This window comes from Spirillospora sp. CA-142024 (assembly GCF_050942325.1).
Lineage (GTDB): Bacteria > Actinomycetota > Actinomycetes > Streptosporangiales > Streptosporangiaceae > Spirillospora.
In genome coordinates, this window is record NZ_CP192077.1 from 7,335,847 (window position 1) to 7,353,151 (window position 17,305).

The following is a 17,305-nucleotide window of genomic DNA, read 5'->3' on the forward strand; positions in this document are numbered from 1 at the left end:
CGTTCACACGGCCTGTTCACGATGGCCAACCCGTGTGCGTAAACCGTGGCCCGACGGCCGGCCACCGGAACCGGAACCGGTCCAAAGTGCGGCTCGCACGACCGGCTCCCGTACTTTCGGCCGATTCTCCCGGCGCCGCCCCTTCCTAGCCTCCACGGCATGGATCCTGTGGAACGGCCGATGAGGCCGGGCGCAATGGTGGCCGATATCGGGCTTGGCGTGGTGTTCGCCCTGGGGATCGCCTTCACGGCGTACATGCTCGTCACCAGCTGGGGGAAGGCCTACTGGGCCTATGACTCCGCCGTCGCGGTCGTGGTGTGTGCGCTTGCGCTGCTGCGCGAGCGGCGGAAGGTGTGGACCGCGGCCGCGGGTGTGACCGTGGCGGCCGCCGCCACCGTGGTGTCCTCGGCGGCGGACTGGCCGCAGGAGCCCGCGCCCGTGACGGCCCTGGCCCTCGCCGTGCTCGTCGGCTCCTCGCTCCGGACGCTGTCGGCGTGGCCGGCCGTCGCCATCACCGCGGGCGGCGTCATGGTCATCATGCCGGCCTGGCTCTCCGGGCCGAACGGCGTGACGGCCCTGGCCACCGCGGCCCTGGTCGCGGGCCTCGTCCTCGGGCCGGCGCTGCGGCTCTACGACAAGGGCCGGCGCGCCGGCGGGTCGGTAGCCTGGCCGACGTGACCATTCCGGACCGGTGGGTCAGGGTCGCCTGGGCCGCCGGGCTCGGTGCCGCGCTCCTCGCGGCGATCGCCGTCCAGGCCGTCGCCGTCGCGCAGACCTGGGGCGGGTGGTACTGGATCCCGGGTTGCGCCGCGGCCGCGGCGGTGTGCGTGCCGGCCCTGCTTCGGCGGCGCTCGCCCGCCTGGACGGCGGTCGCGGGGCTCGGTGTCGCGGCGACCACGATCGTGGCCACTGGCCTGGCCGGCCCGGACCTGCCCGCCGAACCCAGTCCGGCCATGGCCCTGGGCCTGGCGGTGCTGGTCGGCTCCGCGATCCGTGCCCTTCGGCCCGTGCCGGCCGGAGCCGTCGCGGGCGGCGGGCTCGTGGTGATCGCCGCCGGTCAGCTCGCCGCCGGGCCGCCGTCCTCCGGAGGCTCGTCGGTGCCGGCGCTGGACGGCGTGGTCTGGCTGGCCGCCGTGGCGGCCGGGATGTCGCTGCGGCTGCTCGACGCCCGGGCGCGGGCCACCGCCGAGCGCGTGCGCCGGGCCGAGCGGCTGGAGCTCGCCAGGGAATTGCACGACGTCGTGGCCCACCACATCACCGGCATGCTGATCCAGGCGCAGGCGGCCCAGGTGGTCGCGCGGCGGAACCCCGGAGAGGTGACCGGCTCCCTCGTCGAGATCGAGGACGCCGGGACCGACGCCCTGGCCGCGATGCGGCGGGTCGTCGGACTGCTGCGCGACGCCGACGACGCGGCCCCGGTGTCTCCCGGACCGGAGCGGCTCGGCGCGCTGGTCGAGCGTTTCGGCCGGCAGGGTCCCCCGGTGCGGCTGAGCGTCGCGGACGAGGAGGCGGCCTGGCCGCCGGAGGTGAACAGCACCGTCTACCGCATCGTCCAGGAGGCGCTGACGAACGTGCTGCGGCACGCGCCGCACGCCCGGTCGGTCGGCGTCACGGTCGGCCGGGACCGGCGGGGTGTCACGGTCGAGGTCGTCGACGACGGCCCGCCGGGCTCCGGGCGGCACCACCGCGGCGGATACGGTTTGACCGGCATGCGCGAACGCGTCGAGACGCTCGGCGGCTCGCTGTCCGCCGGGCCGCGGACCGGTGGCGGCTGGTCCGTGCGGGCCACCCTGCCCGCCCCGGCCCTGCCCGCCCCGACCAGGGAGCCCGGATGACCATCTCGGTCCTGCTCGCCGACGACCAGGCGATGATCCGCCGGGGCCTGCGGCTGCTCCTGGAGGACCAGCCCGACATCGGCGTCGTCGGGGAGGCCGCGGACGGGGCCGAGGCGGTCTCCATGGCCCGGCGGCTGCGCCCCGACGTCTGCGTGGTGGACATCAGGATGCCCCTGCTCGACGGCATCGAGGTGACCCGCGCACTGGCCGGCCCAGGAGTGCGCGACCCGATGCGGGTCATCGTGGTCACCACGTTCGACCTCGACGAGTACGTGTACGGCGCGCTGCACGGCGGCGCGGTGGGGTTCGTCCTCAAGGACGCCGGGCCCGCGCTGCTCGTGGAGGCGGTCCGCGCCGCCCACAACGGCGAGGCGCTGGTCTCGCCGTCGATCACCCTCCGCCTGCTGCGCCACATGACGGCCACCGCGAAGCCGCGCTCCGCAGTGCGCTCGCCGCTGTCGGACCGCGAGATCGAGGTCGTCCGGGCCGTCGCGCGCGGCCGCACCAACCAGGAGATCGCCTCCGAGCTGTTCATCTCGCTGAGCACCGTGAAGGGCCACGTGTCCGGCATCCAGGCCAAGCTCGGGACGAGCAACCGGGTCCAGATCGCGGCGTGGGCGTGGGAGAACCGCATCGTGGAGAGCACCTGACGGCGGGCCGAACCGGCCGAAAGTACGGTCGCCGCGGCACCGACCGTGCCTTGGACCGATGCCCGGCCCGGCACCGGTTTCCAGGATGGGAACCATGTCGAATGAGAGTTCCCCCCTGGTTCTGCAGGCGGAGGGTCTGACGAAGAGGTACGGCCGCCGCGTGGCGTTGAGCGCCGTCGACCTCACCGTTCCGTCCGGCCGCGTCATCGGCCTGGTCGGCCCGAACGGGGCCGGCAAGTCGACGCTGCTGCATCTGGCCTGCGGGCTGCTGCAGCCGACGTCGGGCTCGCTGCGCGTCCTCGGGTCCCGTCCGGCGGAGAGCGCCGCCCATCTGGCACGGGTGGGTTTCGTTGCGCAGGACACGCCGGTGTACGCGTCGTTCAGCGTGGCCGACCATCTGCGCCTGGGCGCGCGGCTGAACCCGTCGTGGGACCGGGGCCTGGCCGAGCGGCGCATCGCGCAGGTCGGGCTGAACCCTGCCCAGAAGGCGGGACGGCTGTCCGGCGGCCAGCGCGCGCAGCTGGCGCTGACCATCGCCGCCGCCAAGCGCCCCGAACTACTGATCTTCGACGAGCCGGCCGCCGCGCTGGACCCGCTGGCCCGCCAGGGGTTCCTGGCGAACCTGATGGAGTTCGTCGCCGAGCTCGGTGCCAGCGCCGTGCTGTCGTCCCACCTGCTCGGTGACATCGAGCGGGTCTGCGACTACCTCATCGTGCTGTGCGACTCGCGGATCCAGGTGGCCGGCGAGGTCCGGGACCTGCTGGCCGGCCATCGCCGGCTGGTCGCGCCCCGCGGTGGGCTCGACCGGCTGCCCGCCGGGGTCGAGGTCATCCGGATGGAGCACGACGACCGGTACAGCAGCGCGGTCGCGCGCACCGGCGTTCCGCCGTCGTCGCTTCCATGCACGGTGGAACCCGTCACGCTCGAAGAGCTGGTGCTCGGTTACATGTCCAGGGCGGATGCGCCCGCCACCCGGCTCGGCGCCGCGGCCATGGGAGGTCCGCGATGATCTGGTTGAACTGGCGGCAGTTCCGCCTCCAAGCGCTCGTCGCCGCGATCGCGCTGGCCCTGATCGCCGTCTACCTGCTCTACCTGGGCGGGGACATCCGGGACGGCTACGACGCCTACCGGTCCCGCTGCGGCGATCCCGGCGACTGCGCCCAGGCCAGGAGCCAGTTCCAGAGCGCCTACCAGAACACGCTGCTGTTCCTGGCCGCCGGACTCGGCCTGATTCCCGTCGTCATCGGCGTGTTCTGGGGCGCGCCGCTCGTCGCACGTGAGCTGGAGACCGGCACCCACCGGCTCGTGTGGAACCAGAGCGTGGCCCGCCACCGCTGGCTGCTCGGCAGGATGGCGTTCGTCGGCCTGGTCGCGATGGTCCTCACGGGCCTGGCGAGCCTCTTGCTCACGTGGGCGGCCTCGCCGTACGACGAGGTCACCGGGGACCGGTTCGGCACCGTGGAGTTCGGCGCCCGCGACATCGCCCCCATCGGCCACGCCGTCCTCGCCTTCACGCTCGGCACCGTCATCGGCCTGCTCGTGCGCCGGACGCTCCCCGCGATGGCCGTCACAGGCGTCGTCTTCCTCGTCCTGCAGTTCGCCGTGCCGAACCTGGTGCGTCCGCATCTCATGCCGTCCGAGAAGGCGACCCTGCCGATGACGGCGGAGACCATCAACCGGGCCAGGAACCTGGGCAGCATCACCGGTGCCCCCGCCATCGGCGGCCTGGAGGTGCCGGGCTCCCCCGACGCGTGGATCAGCGACGTGAGCCCCATGCGCACCGCGGACGGGCGGACGCTCGGCGAGACCACGTTCAACGCGTGCCTCAACACGCCGCCGAAGACCGGTGCCCGCGGCACGTTCGGCGACGCCGCGGTGTGCCTGTCCAAGCTCGACCTCCACGTCGACGTCCAGTACCAGCCGAGCGACCGCTACTGGGCGTTCCAGTCCGGCGAGACCGCGCTCTATGTGGCGCTCAGCGGGGTGCTCATCGCGTTCGGCCTGCGCCGCGTCCGGCGCGCCTGAATCCCGGCCGATGCCGTCCGGGCGCCGCCGGGACTCCCGGCGGCGCCCTGTCTCGCGGGACGGTCTCAGAAGACCAGGACCGGCTTGATCGTCTCGCCGGACTCGGCGTCCTCGACCGCCTTGTTGATCTCGTCGAACGCGTAGGTCCGCACGAGCCGGTCGAACGGGAACCGGCCGGCCTGGTACAGCTCGATCAGGGTGGGGACGAACAGCTGCGGCACGCTGTCGCCCTCGACGATGCCCTTGACCGTGCGGCTGGTCAGCAGCGTCGCCAGGTCGATCGGGATCTCCGACCCGAACCCGGCGGCGCCAACGATCCCGGCGGTGCCGCCGATGTTGACCGCGTCGACCGCCTGGCGCGCGGTGAGCGGCAGGCCCACCGCGTCCAGGGAGAAGTCGGCGCCGCCGCCGGTGATCTCCTGGATACGCGCCACCGCGTCCTCCGCGCCCGCGTTGACCGTGTGGGTCGCGCCCAGCTCGCGGGCGAGCGCCAGGCGGGAGTCCTGCAGGTCCACCACGATGATCGTGGAGCACCCCGTCACCGCCGCGGCCATCACCGCGGCCAGGCCGACGCCGCCCGCGCCGAGCACCGCGATGCTGCTGCCCGCCGGCGGGTTCAGCGAGTTGAGCACGGCGCCCGCGCCGGTCTGCAGCCCGCAGCCGAGCGGCCCGAGCAGTTCCAGCGGCGCCCCGGCGGGCACCTTCACCACGCACCGCTGGTGGGTCAGCATGTGCGAGCCGAACGACGACTGCCCGAAGTAGTGCGCGTTGACCTCGGCGCCGGTGGCGTCGGTGCAACCGGTCGAGCCGTCGGCGCGGCGGCCGCCGAAGTTCATGGGCATGAACGTCTCGCAGCTCATCGGGTGGCCCCGCAGGCAGTTGCGGCAGCCGCCGCAGCTGATCGGGCCGAGCACCACCGTGTCGCCCACCGCCACCGAGGTGACGGCCGGCCCGACCGCCTCGACGACGCCCGAGCCCTCGTGGCCGAGGACGGCCGGCGGCCCCGGCGGGAGGATCTGGTCGCGGGTGAGCAGGTCGGTGTGGCAGACGCCGGTGGCGACGGTGCGCACCAGCACCTCGTCGGGCCGCGGCTCGGCCAGCGAGAGCTCCTCGATGGCGAATGGGGCGCCCTTGTCGCGGACGACGGCCGCTCTGATGGAGACCATGGCGGTTACCTCTTCGTTCGATGTGTTCTCTTCCGGGGGCCGGTCACAGGTAGACGGACTGGTTCTGCTGATAGGCGGCCAGTCCTTCGGGGCCCAGCTCGCGGCCGATTCCGCTGGCCTTCACGCCGCCGAACGGGGCGGTCGGGTCGGGCAGGTAGCCGTTGATGCCGATCGTGCCGGTGTGCACCCGGCAGGCCACCTGGACGCCGCGCTCGTGGTCGCTGGTCCACACGCTGCCGCCAAGGCCGTAGTCGGTGTCGTTGGCGATGGCGACCGCCTCGTCCACGTCGCCGTAGGGGATGACCGACAGCACCGGGCCGAAGATCTCCTCCTGGGCGATGGTGAAGGCGTTGTCCACATCGGCGAAGACGGTGGGCTCCACGAACCAGCCCTTGTCGAGCCCGGCGGGCCGCCCGCCGCCCACGGTGACGCGGGCGCCCTCGCTGCGGCCCTTGCCGATGTAGGACTCGACCCGGTCGCGCTGCCTCGCGCTGGCCATGGGCCCGATCTGCGTCGCCGCGTCGAGGGCGTCGCCGACCCGCAGCGACCCGGCGAAGGCGCTGAACGCCTCCACCACCTCGGCGTACCGGCTGCGCGGGGCCAGCACGCGGGTGCCCAGGTAGCAGGTCTGCCCGTTGTTGAGCAGCGTGGCGCCGAAGATGTTCTCCATGGTGGCGCCCAGGTCGGCGTCGTCGAGCACGATCGCCGCCGACTTGCCGCCCAGCTCCAGCGTCACCGGGCGCAGCAGCCGGCCGCAGGTCTCGGCGATCTCTCGCCCCGCCGCCGTCGAGCCGGTGAAGGCGACCTTGTCGATCCGCGGATGCGTGATCATGTAGCGGCCGACCTCCCGGCCGCCGGGCACGATGTTGAGCACGCCCGGCGGCAGCTCGGCCTCCATGACCGCCTCGGCCAGCGCGTAGGCGTCCAGCACGGTCTCCGGGGACGGTTTGACGACCAGCGTGCAGCCGGCGGCCAGTGCGGGTGCGATCTTGAACGAGGCCAGGGTCTGCGGGTAGTTCCACGGCACGATCGCCGCGACCACGCCGACGGGGCGGCGGCGCACCAGCGTGGTGCCGCCCATCAGCCCGGGACGGCGCTCCTCCACCGCCGACGCCCTGACCAGGCCCGCGTAGTAGCGGAGCACCACCGAGGGGAACACGCCCTCCAGCTGCTCGGCGATCGCGACGGGCATGCCGTTCTGGGCGCTGACCAGCCGCGCGATCCGGTCCTTGCGGCGGTCCAGCGCGTCGGCCAGCCGCTCCATGGCGTCCGCCCGGCGGGCCGGTTCCCAGTCCGGCCAGCCGCCGGGGTCGTCGAAGGCGCCGCGGGCCGCCGCGACCGCGGCGTCCACGTCCGCCTCCGAGGCCTCGGGCACCCGCCCGATCACCTCCTCGGTACTCGCCGAGACGACCGTGATGTGGTCGTCGCCCTGCGGTTCTGCCCAGCCGCCGCCGATGAACAGCGCGTCGTGTCGCTCCATGGGGGAATCGTCACCCCGGCGCGCCGGCCCAACTGTTCAACTTCTGGACAGCCGGCAGGTCAGGCGACGATCCCCAGGGCGCGGATGCGGTTGTACAGGGTGGTGCGGCTGATGCCCAGCCGTTCGGCGGTGTGCACCTTGTTGCCGCCGCAGGCGCGCAGCGCGGTGAGGATCGCGTCCCGCTCGGCCCGCTCCAGGTCGCCGAGCCGCCGCGTCCGGGCGCTGATCCGGTACGGCCCGGGCAGGTCGCGCACGGTGATGTCGCCGCCCGACCGGTGCTCCAGCACCGTGCGCACCACCGCGTCCAGCTCCCGCAGGTTGCCCGGCCAGGAGTGGCTGGCCAGGGCCTCCAGGGCGGCCGCGGTGAAGCGGACGTTGCCGGCGGCGCCCGCCTCAGACAGCGCCGCCGCGACCAGCTGGGGCAGCTCGTCGATCCGGCGGCGCAGCGGGGGCAGGTCGATCCGCTCGACGCAGCGGGCCGCCAGGGCGCGCTGCTCGGCGCCGAGCCCGTCGGCGGGGGCGCCGGTCATCGCGAACCATCCCGGCCGTCCCTCCAGCAGCCGGTTGGCACGAGCGGCCGTGTCCGCCGGGAGAAGGTGGACGTCGTCCAGCACGGTGAGGCCGTCCGGGGCGCGCAGCGACTCGGCCAGGCGGGCCAGCCAGGCCGAGTCGCCCTCCTCGTCCAGCCGGGCCGCGGCCACCGGCCGCACCGGCGCGTCACCGGCCAGCTCGCGGGCGGTGGTGGTGCGTCCCGTCCCCGGCTCTCCTGTGATCAGCACGGGCAGGCGGTGCGTGCGGATTCGGTTCAGCTCGCCGGCACGGCCGGGGCGCCGGACGTTCGCGGCCCGGCCGCGCGGGACCGGCGGGGATCGCCGCGGCGGGTCGTCCAGGGCGTCCAGCTCGAACAGCGCGCCGCCGCCCGTGCCGGGGATGCGCTCGAATCTCACCCGCGCCGTCCGGCCGCAGGCCAGCTCGATGTCGCGGAGACGGCCGCGGTCGTCGCGCAGGTCGCCGGTCAGCGCGCGCAGCACGGCGTGGTCGGACGCCTGCAGCAGGTCCACCGCGGCCGGGTTGGCCAGCACGACGCCGTCGCCCAGGACCAGCACGGGCCGGTCGCGGTGCTGCGTGGCGGCCTCCTGGTAGCGGGCGAGCATCCGCTGCTCGGCGTGCCGCGACCCTTCCAGCAGCCGCGCCTGGATGTCGCGGGCGGCGCGGATCAGGAACGGCGCCAGCAGAGGGCTGTCGTCGACGGCGAGGCAGGTGATGTCCAGCACGCCCTCAAGCCGGTGCGTGACCGGGTGCAGGATCGGGTGCCCGTAGCAGGAGAACTTCTTGAACGCCTCCAGGTAGTGCTCGGTGCCGTGCACGGCGATGCCGCGGCGCAGCTCGTAGGCGGTGGCGATCGAGTTGGTGCCGGTGTTCTCCTCGCTGAACAGCCGTCCCCGCATCCCGCCGGTGCGCTCCAGCGCCGTGCGCACCGGACGGTCGCCGCAGCGCATGTCGAGGATGCGCGACTGCCGGTCGGCGAGGATCACCGCGAAGCCGGTGCGGTCGAGGGTGCGCTCCATGTCGTCCAGCACCGGATCGGCGGCGACCACCAGCCGGCAGCGGTCGTTCACCTCTTCGAAGGTCAGCCGGCCCACCGGGTCGCCGGGGTCCAGCCCGCTCAGCTGAGAACGCCGCCACGACGAGGCGATCTCCGGGCGAAGGGGATCACGTATCTTGTCGTCCAGATCCCGCAGGTCGACCACGATGACCTCCCGTCCGCAGAGGTCGCACCACGCGACGGTGTGTCACGCGTCACACCCGGCTCCCCACAGGGTGCGCTCCGGGCCACCGTATGTCAACTGTTAATAAGCCTCGCGTAAGAAATAAGTAGCACGTTGACCTTCCGGCGCGAGCCGTCATGAGGTGCCGGCCGCGGCCCCGCAGTTGCGCACGAGTTCCGCCGCGGCCCACCGGATGGACGAGTTCTCGTCGTCCTGCAGATGCAGCAGCGAGGGAAGGGCCTCCTTGACCGCGTCGTGCGCGTCGCCGGGGCCGTCGGCGATGTCCGCGATGAGGAGCAGCAGGGTGTTGCGCGCCCGGTTCGTCGGGATGAGCATCCGCTCGACCAGGAACGGCACCGCCTGGACGGCCGCGCTCGGAGAGGCGTCGCCCCGGTAGGCGAGCAGTTCGTACAGCCTCTTGACGGCGGCCTGCGCCGTGTCCTCGTCGTCGGACGCCACCTTGGCGATCAGGCCGGGAACCTCGTGGGCCGGGCCGCGCGCCGCCCAGAGCGACCCCCAGTCGATCTCGCGGAGGCGCAGCCGCAGCGGCCGGGCGGGCCACAGCCGCTCCAGGTCGAGCCGCAGTTCGGCGCTGCCCTGCGCGGTGGACACGTGTAGCGAGCCCTCCTTTCGCAGGGCCAGGGCCTCGATCCCGGTGCCGATCCGGAGATCGGCGATCTCGCCGGAGACCAGGTCCCAGACGCGCACCAGCCCGTCCGCCCAGGCGGCGGCCAAGGCCGGGCCCGTCTCCAGGCGCGCGGCGGCCAGCGCCGAGACGGGCGACCTCCGCCGGTCGAGCGGCACCCGTGGGAGATCCCCCTGCGCGGCCCACCGCCGGACCACCCCGGCTTCGTCGCCGCTGACGACCACCCGGGTGCCGTCGCTCCCGCGGTAACAGGCGACGGCGGTCACCGGAGCGCGGTGCGGCTTCTGGACGGCGAGTTCCTCGCCGTCGGCCGCCCAGACGTGCACGTGGCCGGCCGAGTCGCCCGCGACTACCGTCGTCGCCTCGCGGTCGGCGGCGGCGGCCGTCCGGTCCGCGAGCCCGCGCAGCGCCGGGACGTCCGGCACGGCGGGGACCCCCGACGCGGCGGCGGCCGAGGCCACCGTCCAGCGCAGCCGGTCGTCGGCGTCCCCGTCGGTGAACGACGCCGGTTCCAGGTCCTCGGTCGGGAGGGGCACCTCGCTCGGGGCCGAGATCTCCTTGTCCGTCCACGTGATCCCGAGGGTGTCCAGCGCCTGGACGAGCGCCTCGCGGGTCCGGCCGTGGACCACGACGGCGTAGCCGGCTCCGGGTCCGCGGCCGTGCCGGATGAGCACGTCCGGGCCGCCGAAGGTGAGGGCGTCGGTGCCGGCCTCCTGCCAGGGCAGCAGGCCGACGTCGCGGTACGTCTCCTGGAGGCGCTCGACGATCGCGGGGTCGGCCTCGACGTCTTCCCTGCTCACCCGGAAGGACCAGCCGAAGGTCCCGGGCAGCCGTTCCATCGCCAGTTGCAGGAAGAACTCCGAGATCGACCGGCTCTGCACGACCCAGCCTTCGGAGGAGTTGACCAGGACCTTCGGATCCGGCAGACGGGCCTCGGAGGCGAGGTATCCCCACTGGTTGACGTACTCGTACTCGGCCATGAACATCCGGATCTCGTCACCGGGCGGGTCGTCGACCGAATCCGGCCCGGACGGCGGCCACACCGAGTGCGTCCAGTAGAGCCTCGGCCGGAAGGCGAAGGAGTTGACCGGGGAGTCCCACCACTCGATCAGCGCCGCGGGGACGGGGTCGGACTCGTCCGGCTCGTATCCGGGGGCCTCGCCCTCCCTGGTCACGAGGGGCTCGCCGCCCGGATCCTCGTAGCCCCACTCGCGCTGCACCTCGCCGAGCAGCTCCAGAACAGGCCGGTCCTCGGCGAGCCGTTCCGCGAACCGCCCGTAGTCGATGATCTTCGCCATGGCCGAGATCATAGGGAGCGGAGACCGACCGGATCCCCTATTTCGGTTATTTACCCAAGTGGCGATGAACACTGTCCGCTAGTCCGGCGCGAAGCGGCAAGGGCCGGTGAGCCGGGCCGACCGCAACCCGTCGGCCGTGGTCAACGGGATGCGGTCGCCGGGGTGAAGCCGAACGGCCGGATATCAGCGCGCCGATAACGGTCACTTAGCGTAAGTCCGAATCGGGAAGTTCTATACACCACATTCGTCACATCATTGATCTTTGGGAATGCCTTGTCTCGGGGCGATCAAGAGGATATTCATGGACCGGTCCGTCACTTACCGCCTTCTCACCTCTCAATGGGATCGAATGACTACGAGCCTGCCCTCCTTCCCCGCCGCGGGCGAAGCACCCCTCGACACCTGCATCCGGCTGCGGGAGATCGCCCCCGTGGTCGAAGTGGAGTTCCCCGGAGGCGTCCCCGCCTACCTGGCGCTGACCCACAACGCGGTACGGGAGATCCTCGCCGGGGACAACAGGACCTTCCTGCGGGAGCCGGCGCACTGGCCCGCCCTGCACGACGGATCGATCCCCGAGGACTGGCCGCTACGCGCCATCGTCCAGGGCGGGCACCTGTCCACGAAGGACGGCGACGACCACCGGCGGCTGCGCGGCCTGGTCGGCAAGGCGTTCACGCCCGCGCGCGTGCAGGCGCTGCAGCCGCGCATCCAGCAGATCGTGGAGGGCCTGCTCGACGACGTGGTGGCCGCCGGTGACGGCGTCGACCTGGTCCCCGCCTTCACCGAGGCGCTGCCGATGTGGGTGATCTGCGAGCTGTTCGGCGTGCCCGCCGAGGACCGGCCGCGGATGCGCAGGTGGACCGCCACACTGCTGGCGCACACCACTCCGCCGGAGGAGGCGTTCGCGACGCAGAACGCCCTTCAGGCGTACCTGCACGAACTGGCGGAGAGCAGGCAGCGGACACCCAGCGACGATCTCACCTCCAGCCTGGTCCAGGCCCGCGACGAAGGCGACAGGCTCACCACCGACGAGCTGGTCGGCGTGCTGTGGCTGATGCTCGTCGCCGGGCACGAGACCACCGTCCACCTGCTCGGCAACGCCGTCGTGGCGCTGCACCAGAACCCCGGACAGCGCGAACTGGCCGTGGCCGGGGGCCGGTGGGCCGACGTGGTCGAGGAGACCCTGCGCTACCGCCACTCGGTGATGATGACCAGCTTCCGTTTCACCGCGGAGGACGTGACCATCGCCGGCGTGCCCATACCCAAGGGGCAGGCCGTCGGCGTGCTCTACCAGGCGAGCGGCCTCGACCCGGCGGAGTACGGCGAGACCGCGGACCGGTTCGACATCACCCGGGAACAGGGCGGGCGCCTCAGCTTCGGCCACGGCCCCCGGTACTGCATCGGCGCGTCACTGGCCCGGCTGGAGGGCCGGGTGGCGCTCGCCGCGCTCTACCGGCGGCTGCCCGAGCTCGCCCTCGCCATCGACCCGGACGACATCCCCTACTCGCCGTCGTTCTTCACGATCGGCCCGCTCTCCATCCCGATCACCCTCGGCACCGTCAAGCCCTGAGAGACGGTATTCCGGCTCCTCCCCGGGGGTGCGGCGGGTCGTCCCCCCACAGGGGTCCGGCCCGCGTCTGGGAAAGATCGGGATTTTTGCAAATACCTGTGCGCACGAGCGTTATGGTGCATCCTGATCTTGCCTTATTCCGTTATGGCCGCCGTGCGACGGGCCGAGGAAGTCCTGCGCGCCAGTCGCCAACGCTCACAAGGACACGATGGATGGCAACACGAGCAGATCGGGCACGCATCGAGCGCGTCGCGCTGGAACGCGCGTTCTGGATCTGGTTGGTCGCGGCGATCGTCACGGGCGGCGCCTGGCTGGGCACGCTCCTCGCGGTTGACGGGCAGTCGCGCACGCTGGTCGCGGTGGGCGGCGGCATCGCGGCGCTGGCCGTCAGCCTGGCCATCGGGGCGGCGGCCTACTACGCCGAGTGCGCGAAGGGTTTCCGCAACCGGCTGACCAGGGTGGAAGGCGAAGACGACCGGCTGGCGCGCAGGCTCCAGGAACTGGTCGACGGGCCGCTGCCCGCGCTGATCGAGCGGCTCCACCAGGGGGCGTCGCCGGACGAGACCCTGGCCGAACTGCGGACCGTGCCGGACCATCTGCTGGGCCGTCTGGTGCGCATGGTGGCCGAGGGCGTCGCGGAGAGCGAGCGCGGCGGCGCCCGGGCCAGGGCCGAGCTGGCCGCCCTGGAGGGCCAGGTCACGCGGCTGGCCGACTCGACGCTGCCCGTCCTGATCGAGCGGATCCGCGGCGACCGCGCCTCGGCCGCGTCCGTGCTGGCCGAGCTCCCGACGCCCTCGTACGCGGAACTGGAACGGCTCCTGCGCGAACTCGCCGACGCCTTGGCCGCGGGCGAGCGCACCAGAGCGTCGGCCATGGCGGCGTCCGCGAGCGCGGCGGCGCGGATCCAGGCGCAGACCACGCGCATGCTCGCCCAGCTGCGCGACCTGGAGGACAGGTACAACGAGGACGAGGTCTTCGGCGATCTGCTCGACCTCGACCACCACGTCTCCCAGATGGGACGCCTGGCCGACAGCATCGCGCTGCTCAGCGGCGGACGTTCGGGGCGGCGCTGGACCAAGCCCATCGTGCTGGAGAGCATCATCCGGGGCGCCATGGGCCGGATCGCCTCCTACCAGCGCGTCCAGTACCACTCGACCAGCACCGCCGCCGTCGCCGGGTTCGCCGCCGAAGGCGTCATGCACGCGCTGGGCGAGCTGATGGACAACGCCGCCAACTTCTCCCCGCACGGCACCGCCGTGCACGTCTACGCCGAGGAGGAGGACGCCGGGGTCGTCGTCACCGTCGAGGACAGCGGCCTCGGGATGCGGCAGCGCGAGCGGGAGCGCGCCGAGCGGCTGGTCTCCGAGGCCGCCGACCTGACGTCGCTGCCCGGCACCCGGCTGGGACTCGCGGTGGTGGGACGGCTGGCGGGCAAGCACGGCCTGAAGGTCAGCTTCCGGCCGTCGTCGCGCGGCGGCGTCGGCGTGGTCGTGCTGATCCCGCGCCAGCTCATCACCCACCTCTCCGGCGATGCCTCGCGGGGGACCCTGTCGGAGTCCATCCTGAGCGCGCCGAGGGGCACCCCCGTGGTCGCCCGCGAACCCGCCGCGGCCATGGCCGCGGCGCCGGGCCCGGGCGGCCCCGACGAGTCGGCGTACCTGCCCAAACGCCGCCGCGGCGCCACCCTCGCCGGGACGGTCCAGCAGCAGGCGGCGCCGGCTCCCAAGCCCCGCGACCCGGGGGCGCGGTTCGCCGCGTTCCGCCAGTCCGCCTCCGGGCGCCACCGGCCGGCCGACGACACCGCGGGCGGATCCGGGCAGCACGAAATCCCGTCCACCGAAGACACCGATGAGCAGGGCTGATCCCGAATGAGCACCGATGAGCGCCAACTCGACTGGCTTCTGGCCTCCCTTGTGGACCGGGCCCCCGGCATCCAGCACGTCCTGGTGCTGTCCAGGGACGGCCTGAAGATCTGCCATACCCGCGGACTGGACAACGACCGGGCCGACCAGCTCGCGGCCATCGCCTCGGGAATCCAGAGCCTGTCCCTGACCGCCTCCCACGAGTTCGGCTCCGGCGTCGGCGCCGGCCAGTCGATGGTGGAGTTCGCCGGCGGGCTGCTGCTGATCATCCCGGCCGGCGAGGGGGCGCACCTGGCCGTCGTGGCCCACGACAACGCCGACGTCGGCCTGGTCGGGCACAGCATGAACGAACTGGTGGAGCAGATCGGCGGCTACCTGACCGCGGCGCCGCGCACCGCCGCGTCGAGATGAACCCGCGTCCCCTGGACCTCGATGATCCCGACCGGCTCTACACCGTGACCGGTGGCCGCAGCCGGGTCGGCGACGAGGACCTCGACCTCGTCACCCTGGTCGTCGCCGAGAACGACCCGGCGCCCGGCATGCAGTCCGAGCACGTCGCGATCCTGCGGCTGTGCCGCAGCGAGCCGGTGGCGGTGGTCGAGCTGTCCTCCCATCTGAGACTGCCGGTGAGCGTGGTGAAGATCCTGCTGCTCGATCTGCGCGACACCGGCCATATCACCGTCCGTCATCCGACGTCGGCCACCGCGACGACTCACCTGGCCGACCTGGAAACGTTGAAGCAGGTGCTCGTTGGACTCGAAGAACTCTGACCAGGCGGCGGGGCCCGGACCCGCCGGCGGCGTGCCGCTGCGCAGCACCGCACGGGACGCGTTGAAGATCGTGGTCGTGGGCGGGTTCGGCGTCGGGAAGACCACCATGGTCGGCTCGATCTCCGAGATCCGGCCGCTGAGCACCGAGGAGGTCATGACGCAGGCCGGGGTCGGCATCGACGACCCGAGCCGCGTCGCCGACAAGCGGACCACCACGGTCGCCTTCGACTTCGGCCGCATCTCCCTGGACGACCACCGCGTGCTCTACCTCTTCGGAGCCCCCGGCCAGAAGCGGTTCTGGTTCATCTGGGACCAGCTGTTCTCCGGCAGCCTGGGCGCGGTGGTGCTGGTGGACACGCGCCGCCTGGAGGACTCCTTCTACCCGCTCGACCGGCTGGAGCACCACAAGATGCCGTTCGTGGTGGCGGTCAACCGGTTCGACGGCCCCGGTCCGCAGCCCTCGCTCGAACGGGTGCGCGAAGCGCTGTCGCTGGCCGACGACGTTCCCCTGGTCGACTGCGACGCCCGGGTCCGGGATTCCTGCAAGAGCGTGCTGATCACGCTCGTCCGGCACCTCACCACGCTCCACGATCCCGCCGCACTCCAGGAGGCCGTGCAGTGACCGACGAGACCGTCCGGCCGCCCGCCGACGCGGACGCCGTCCGCCTGTACGGGCCGGAGTTCGACCAGCGGCCCAGGGACTTCTTCGAGCGGATGCGGCGCGAGCACGGCCCGGTCGTGCCCGTCCTGCTGGAAGGCGACATCCCCGCCTGGTACGTGATCGGGTACCGGGAGGTCAACCACGTCACCTCCAACCCCGGCCTGTTCGCCCGCGACACCCGCCGCTGGAACGCCTGGGACATGGTGCCCGAGAACTGGTCCCTACTGCCGTTCGTGGGCTGGAACCCGTCGGTGATGCTCGCCGAGGGGGAGGACCACAAGCGGCGCAGCGCCGCGATCAGCGACGCCCTGGACGCCGTCGACCGCACCGAGCTGAGCAACAACTGCGAGCGCATCGCCGACCAGCTGATCGACGAGTTCGCCGGGGACGGCGAGGCCGACCTGGGCAGCCAGTTCGCCGACCGGCTCCCGCCGCTGGTGATGATGGGGCTCTTCGGCGTTCCCGACGCCGAGGTGCCCGACATGATCCGGGACATCCAGAACGTGGCGGGCTCCGACGAGAACGCCGTCGCGGCGTACCAGCGGCTCCAGGAGAGCATGGGCAGGCTGGCCGAGTCACGCAGGGCGCATCCCGGGCCGGACGTCACGTCCCGCCTGCTCCAGCACTCCGCGAACTACACCGTCGACGAGCTGGTCAGCGACCTGATCCCGATGATCAGCGCCGGGCACCTGCCCACCGGCCACTGGATCGGCAACACGCTGCGGCTGATGCTGGTCGACGACCAGTTCGCCGTGACGCTCCAGGGCGGCCGCGGCAGTGTCTCGCAGGCGCTCAACCAGGTGCTGTGGGAGGACACGCCGTCCCAGAACAACATCGGCCGCTTCGCCGTGCACGCCTGCGAGCTGGCCGGGCGCAGGATCCGTCCGGGCGACATGCTGATCCTCGGGTGGGCCGCGGCGAACGCCGACCCCCAGGTGCAGCCGCCCGCGCAGGGCGCCGGCGCGGGCAACCGCGCCCACCTGTCGTTCGGGCACGGCGACCACGGATGCCCGTTCCCCGCCCCGGAGCTCGCCGAGGTCGTCGCCCGGACGGCGGTCGAGGTGCTGCTCGACCGGCTGCCCGACATCGAGCTCGCGGTCGATCCGGACGAGCTCCTGTGGCTCCCGTCGTTCTGGGTCCGCCGCCTGGCCTCGCTGCCGGTGACGTTCAGCCCGGCCATGGTGCCCTACTGAACGGGTGACGCGGGCGGCGGTCGCCGAGACGGCCTGATCGCGCATGTCAAGGCGGTGTGCGCGGCCACCTCGCTCGGCCTGATCGTCTACCACCGGGCCAACGCCGCCTACACGGCGACGACGGTGGCCGCCCTGCTGGACGCCTGCCCGAACCTGGTCGGGTTCAAGACGGGGTCGTCGTCGTGCGGCAGGACGACGATCGAGCTGTGCAACCTGGTCGACGTCCTCAAGACCAAGGGACTGGTCATCGAGGATCGCGACGAGTCGAGCCTGACCTGACGGTTCGCAATCCGGTCTTGACAGGGCTCGCGGCTTGGTATTCGCTCACAGCACCGTCCTGGACCACCACCCGATAAGGGAGGGCTCCCACCGATTGACGA

Annotated in this window: 16 protein-coding genes; 12 read left to right on the top strand and 4 right to left on the bottom strand. The window is 72.6% G+C overall.

Annotated features, from left to right (window positions below; genetic code table 11):
- The first annotated feature begins 159 nt into the window (after positions 1–159).
- The 5 genes from ACQPZP_RS34650 to ACQPZP_RS34670 all read left to right on the top strand — a co-directional run bounded on the left by ACQPZP_RS34650 (position 160) and on the right by ACQPZP_RS34670 (position 4,510).
- On the top strand, positions 160–678 hold the full coding sequence (locus ACQPZP_RS34650) for a hypothetical protein (protein ID WP_433473903.1): 519 nt from the start codon (positions 160–162) through the stop codon (positions 676–678).
- Positions 675–1,835, top strand: coding sequence for a sensor histidine kinase (locus ACQPZP_RS34655; RefSeq protein WP_433473904.1), 1,161 nt, complete (start codon positions 675–677; stop codon positions 1,833–1,835). The genes ACQPZP_RS34650 and ACQPZP_RS34655 overlap by 4 nt, the downstream gene beginning before the upstream one ends.
- Entirely contained in the window at positions 1,832–2,485 is a 654-nt protein-coding gene (locus tag ACQPZP_RS34660) for a response regulator (RefSeq protein WP_433473905.1), read from the top strand. The genes ACQPZP_RS34655 and ACQPZP_RS34660 overlap by 4 nt, the downstream gene beginning before the upstream one ends.
- Positions 2,486–2,579: 94 nt before the next feature.
- Positions 2,580–3,494 (top strand): ABC transporter ATP-binding protein, encoded by a 915-nt coding sequence (locus tag ACQPZP_RS34665; RefSeq protein WP_433473906.1) that lies wholly within the window; start codon positions 2,580–2,582, stop codon positions 3,492–3,494.
- A complete protein-coding gene (locus ACQPZP_RS34670) occupies positions 3,491–4,510 on the top strand; it encodes an ABC transporter permease subunit (RefSeq protein WP_433473907.1) in 1,020 nt (339 codons plus the stop codon). Before ACQPZP_RS34665 ends, ACQPZP_RS34670 begins: the two co-directional genes overlap by 4 nt.
- 65 nt (positions 4,511–4,575) lie before the next feature.
- On the opposite strand, the gene ACQPZP_RS34675 is transcribed toward ACQPZP_RS34670, so the two are convergent.
- The 4 genes from ACQPZP_RS34675 to ACQPZP_RS34690 form a co-directional block, all read right to left on the bottom strand.
- The gene (locus ACQPZP_RS34675) at positions 4,576–5,676 is read right to left on the bottom strand and encodes an NAD(P)-dependent alcohol dehydrogenase (protein ID WP_433473908.1); all 1,101 of its coding nucleotides are present in this window, start codon (positions 5,674–5,676) and stop codon (positions 4,576–4,578) included.
- Positions 5,677–5,719: 43 nt separating this feature from the next.
- Positions 5,720–7,156, bottom strand: a complete 1,437-nt coding sequence (locus ACQPZP_RS34680) for an aldehyde dehydrogenase (RefSeq protein ID WP_433473909.1) — start codon at positions 7,154–7,156, stop codon at positions 5,720–5,722.
- Between the two features lie 59 nt (positions 7,157–7,215).
- On the bottom strand, positions 7,216–8,907 hold the full coding sequence (locus tag ACQPZP_RS34685; protein WP_433473910.1) for a sigma-54-dependent Fis family transcriptional regulator: 1,692 nt from the start codon (positions 8,905–8,907) through the stop codon (positions 7,216–7,218).
- A 153-nt stretch (positions 8,908–9,060) separates the two neighbouring features.
- A complete protein-coding gene (locus tag ACQPZP_RS34690) occupies positions 9,061–10,869 on the bottom strand; it encodes a WD40 repeat domain-containing protein (RefSeq protein WP_433473911.1) in 1,809 nt (602 codons plus the stop codon).
- A 349-nt stretch (positions 10,870–11,218) separates the two neighbouring features.
- Between ACQPZP_RS34690 and ACQPZP_RS34695 the strand changes: the two genes are divergently transcribed.
- From ACQPZP_RS34695 to ACQPZP_RS34725, 7 genes are all read left to right on the top strand, one after another.
- Positions 11,219–12,439 (top strand): cytochrome P450 family protein, encoded by a 1,221-nt coding sequence (locus ACQPZP_RS34695; RefSeq protein WP_433473912.1) that lies wholly within the window; start codon positions 11,219–11,221, stop codon positions 12,437–12,439.
- A 212-nt stretch (positions 12,440–12,651) separates the two neighbouring features.
- Entirely contained in the window at positions 12,652–14,301 is a 1,650-nt protein-coding gene (locus tag ACQPZP_RS34700) for a sensor histidine kinase (protein ID WP_433473913.1), read from the top strand.
- 6 nt (positions 14,302–14,307) lie between these two features.
- A complete protein-coding gene (locus tag ACQPZP_RS34705) occupies positions 14,308–14,712 on the top strand; it encodes a roadblock/LC7 domain-containing protein (protein ID WP_433473914.1) in 405 nt (134 codons plus the stop codon).
- On the top strand, positions 14,709–15,071 hold the full coding sequence (locus ACQPZP_RS34710; RefSeq protein WP_433473915.1) for a DUF742 domain-containing protein: 363 nt from the start codon (positions 14,709–14,711) through the stop codon (positions 15,069–15,071). The genes ACQPZP_RS34705 and ACQPZP_RS34710 overlap by 4 nt, the downstream gene beginning before the upstream one ends.
- Positions 15,052–15,693 carry a GTP-binding protein gene (locus ACQPZP_RS34715; protein ID WP_433473916.1) on the top strand — a complete coding sequence of 214 codons (642 nt, stop codon included), beginning with the start codon at positions 15,052–15,054 and terminating at the stop codon, positions 15,691–15,693. Before ACQPZP_RS34710 ends, ACQPZP_RS34715 begins: the two co-directional genes overlap by 20 nt.
- On the top strand, positions 15,690–16,925 hold the full coding sequence (locus ACQPZP_RS34720; RefSeq protein WP_433473917.1) for a cytochrome P450: 1,236 nt from the start codon (positions 15,690–15,692) through the stop codon (positions 16,923–16,925). Before ACQPZP_RS34715 ends, ACQPZP_RS34720 begins: the two co-directional genes overlap by 4 nt.
- A 36-nt stretch (positions 16,926–16,961) precedes the next feature.
- Positions 16,962–17,204, top strand: a complete 243-nt coding sequence (locus tag ACQPZP_RS34725) for a hypothetical protein (RefSeq protein ID WP_433479725.1) — start codon at positions 16,962–16,964, stop codon at positions 17,202–17,204.
- Positions 17,205–17,305: the final 101 nt, after the last annotated feature.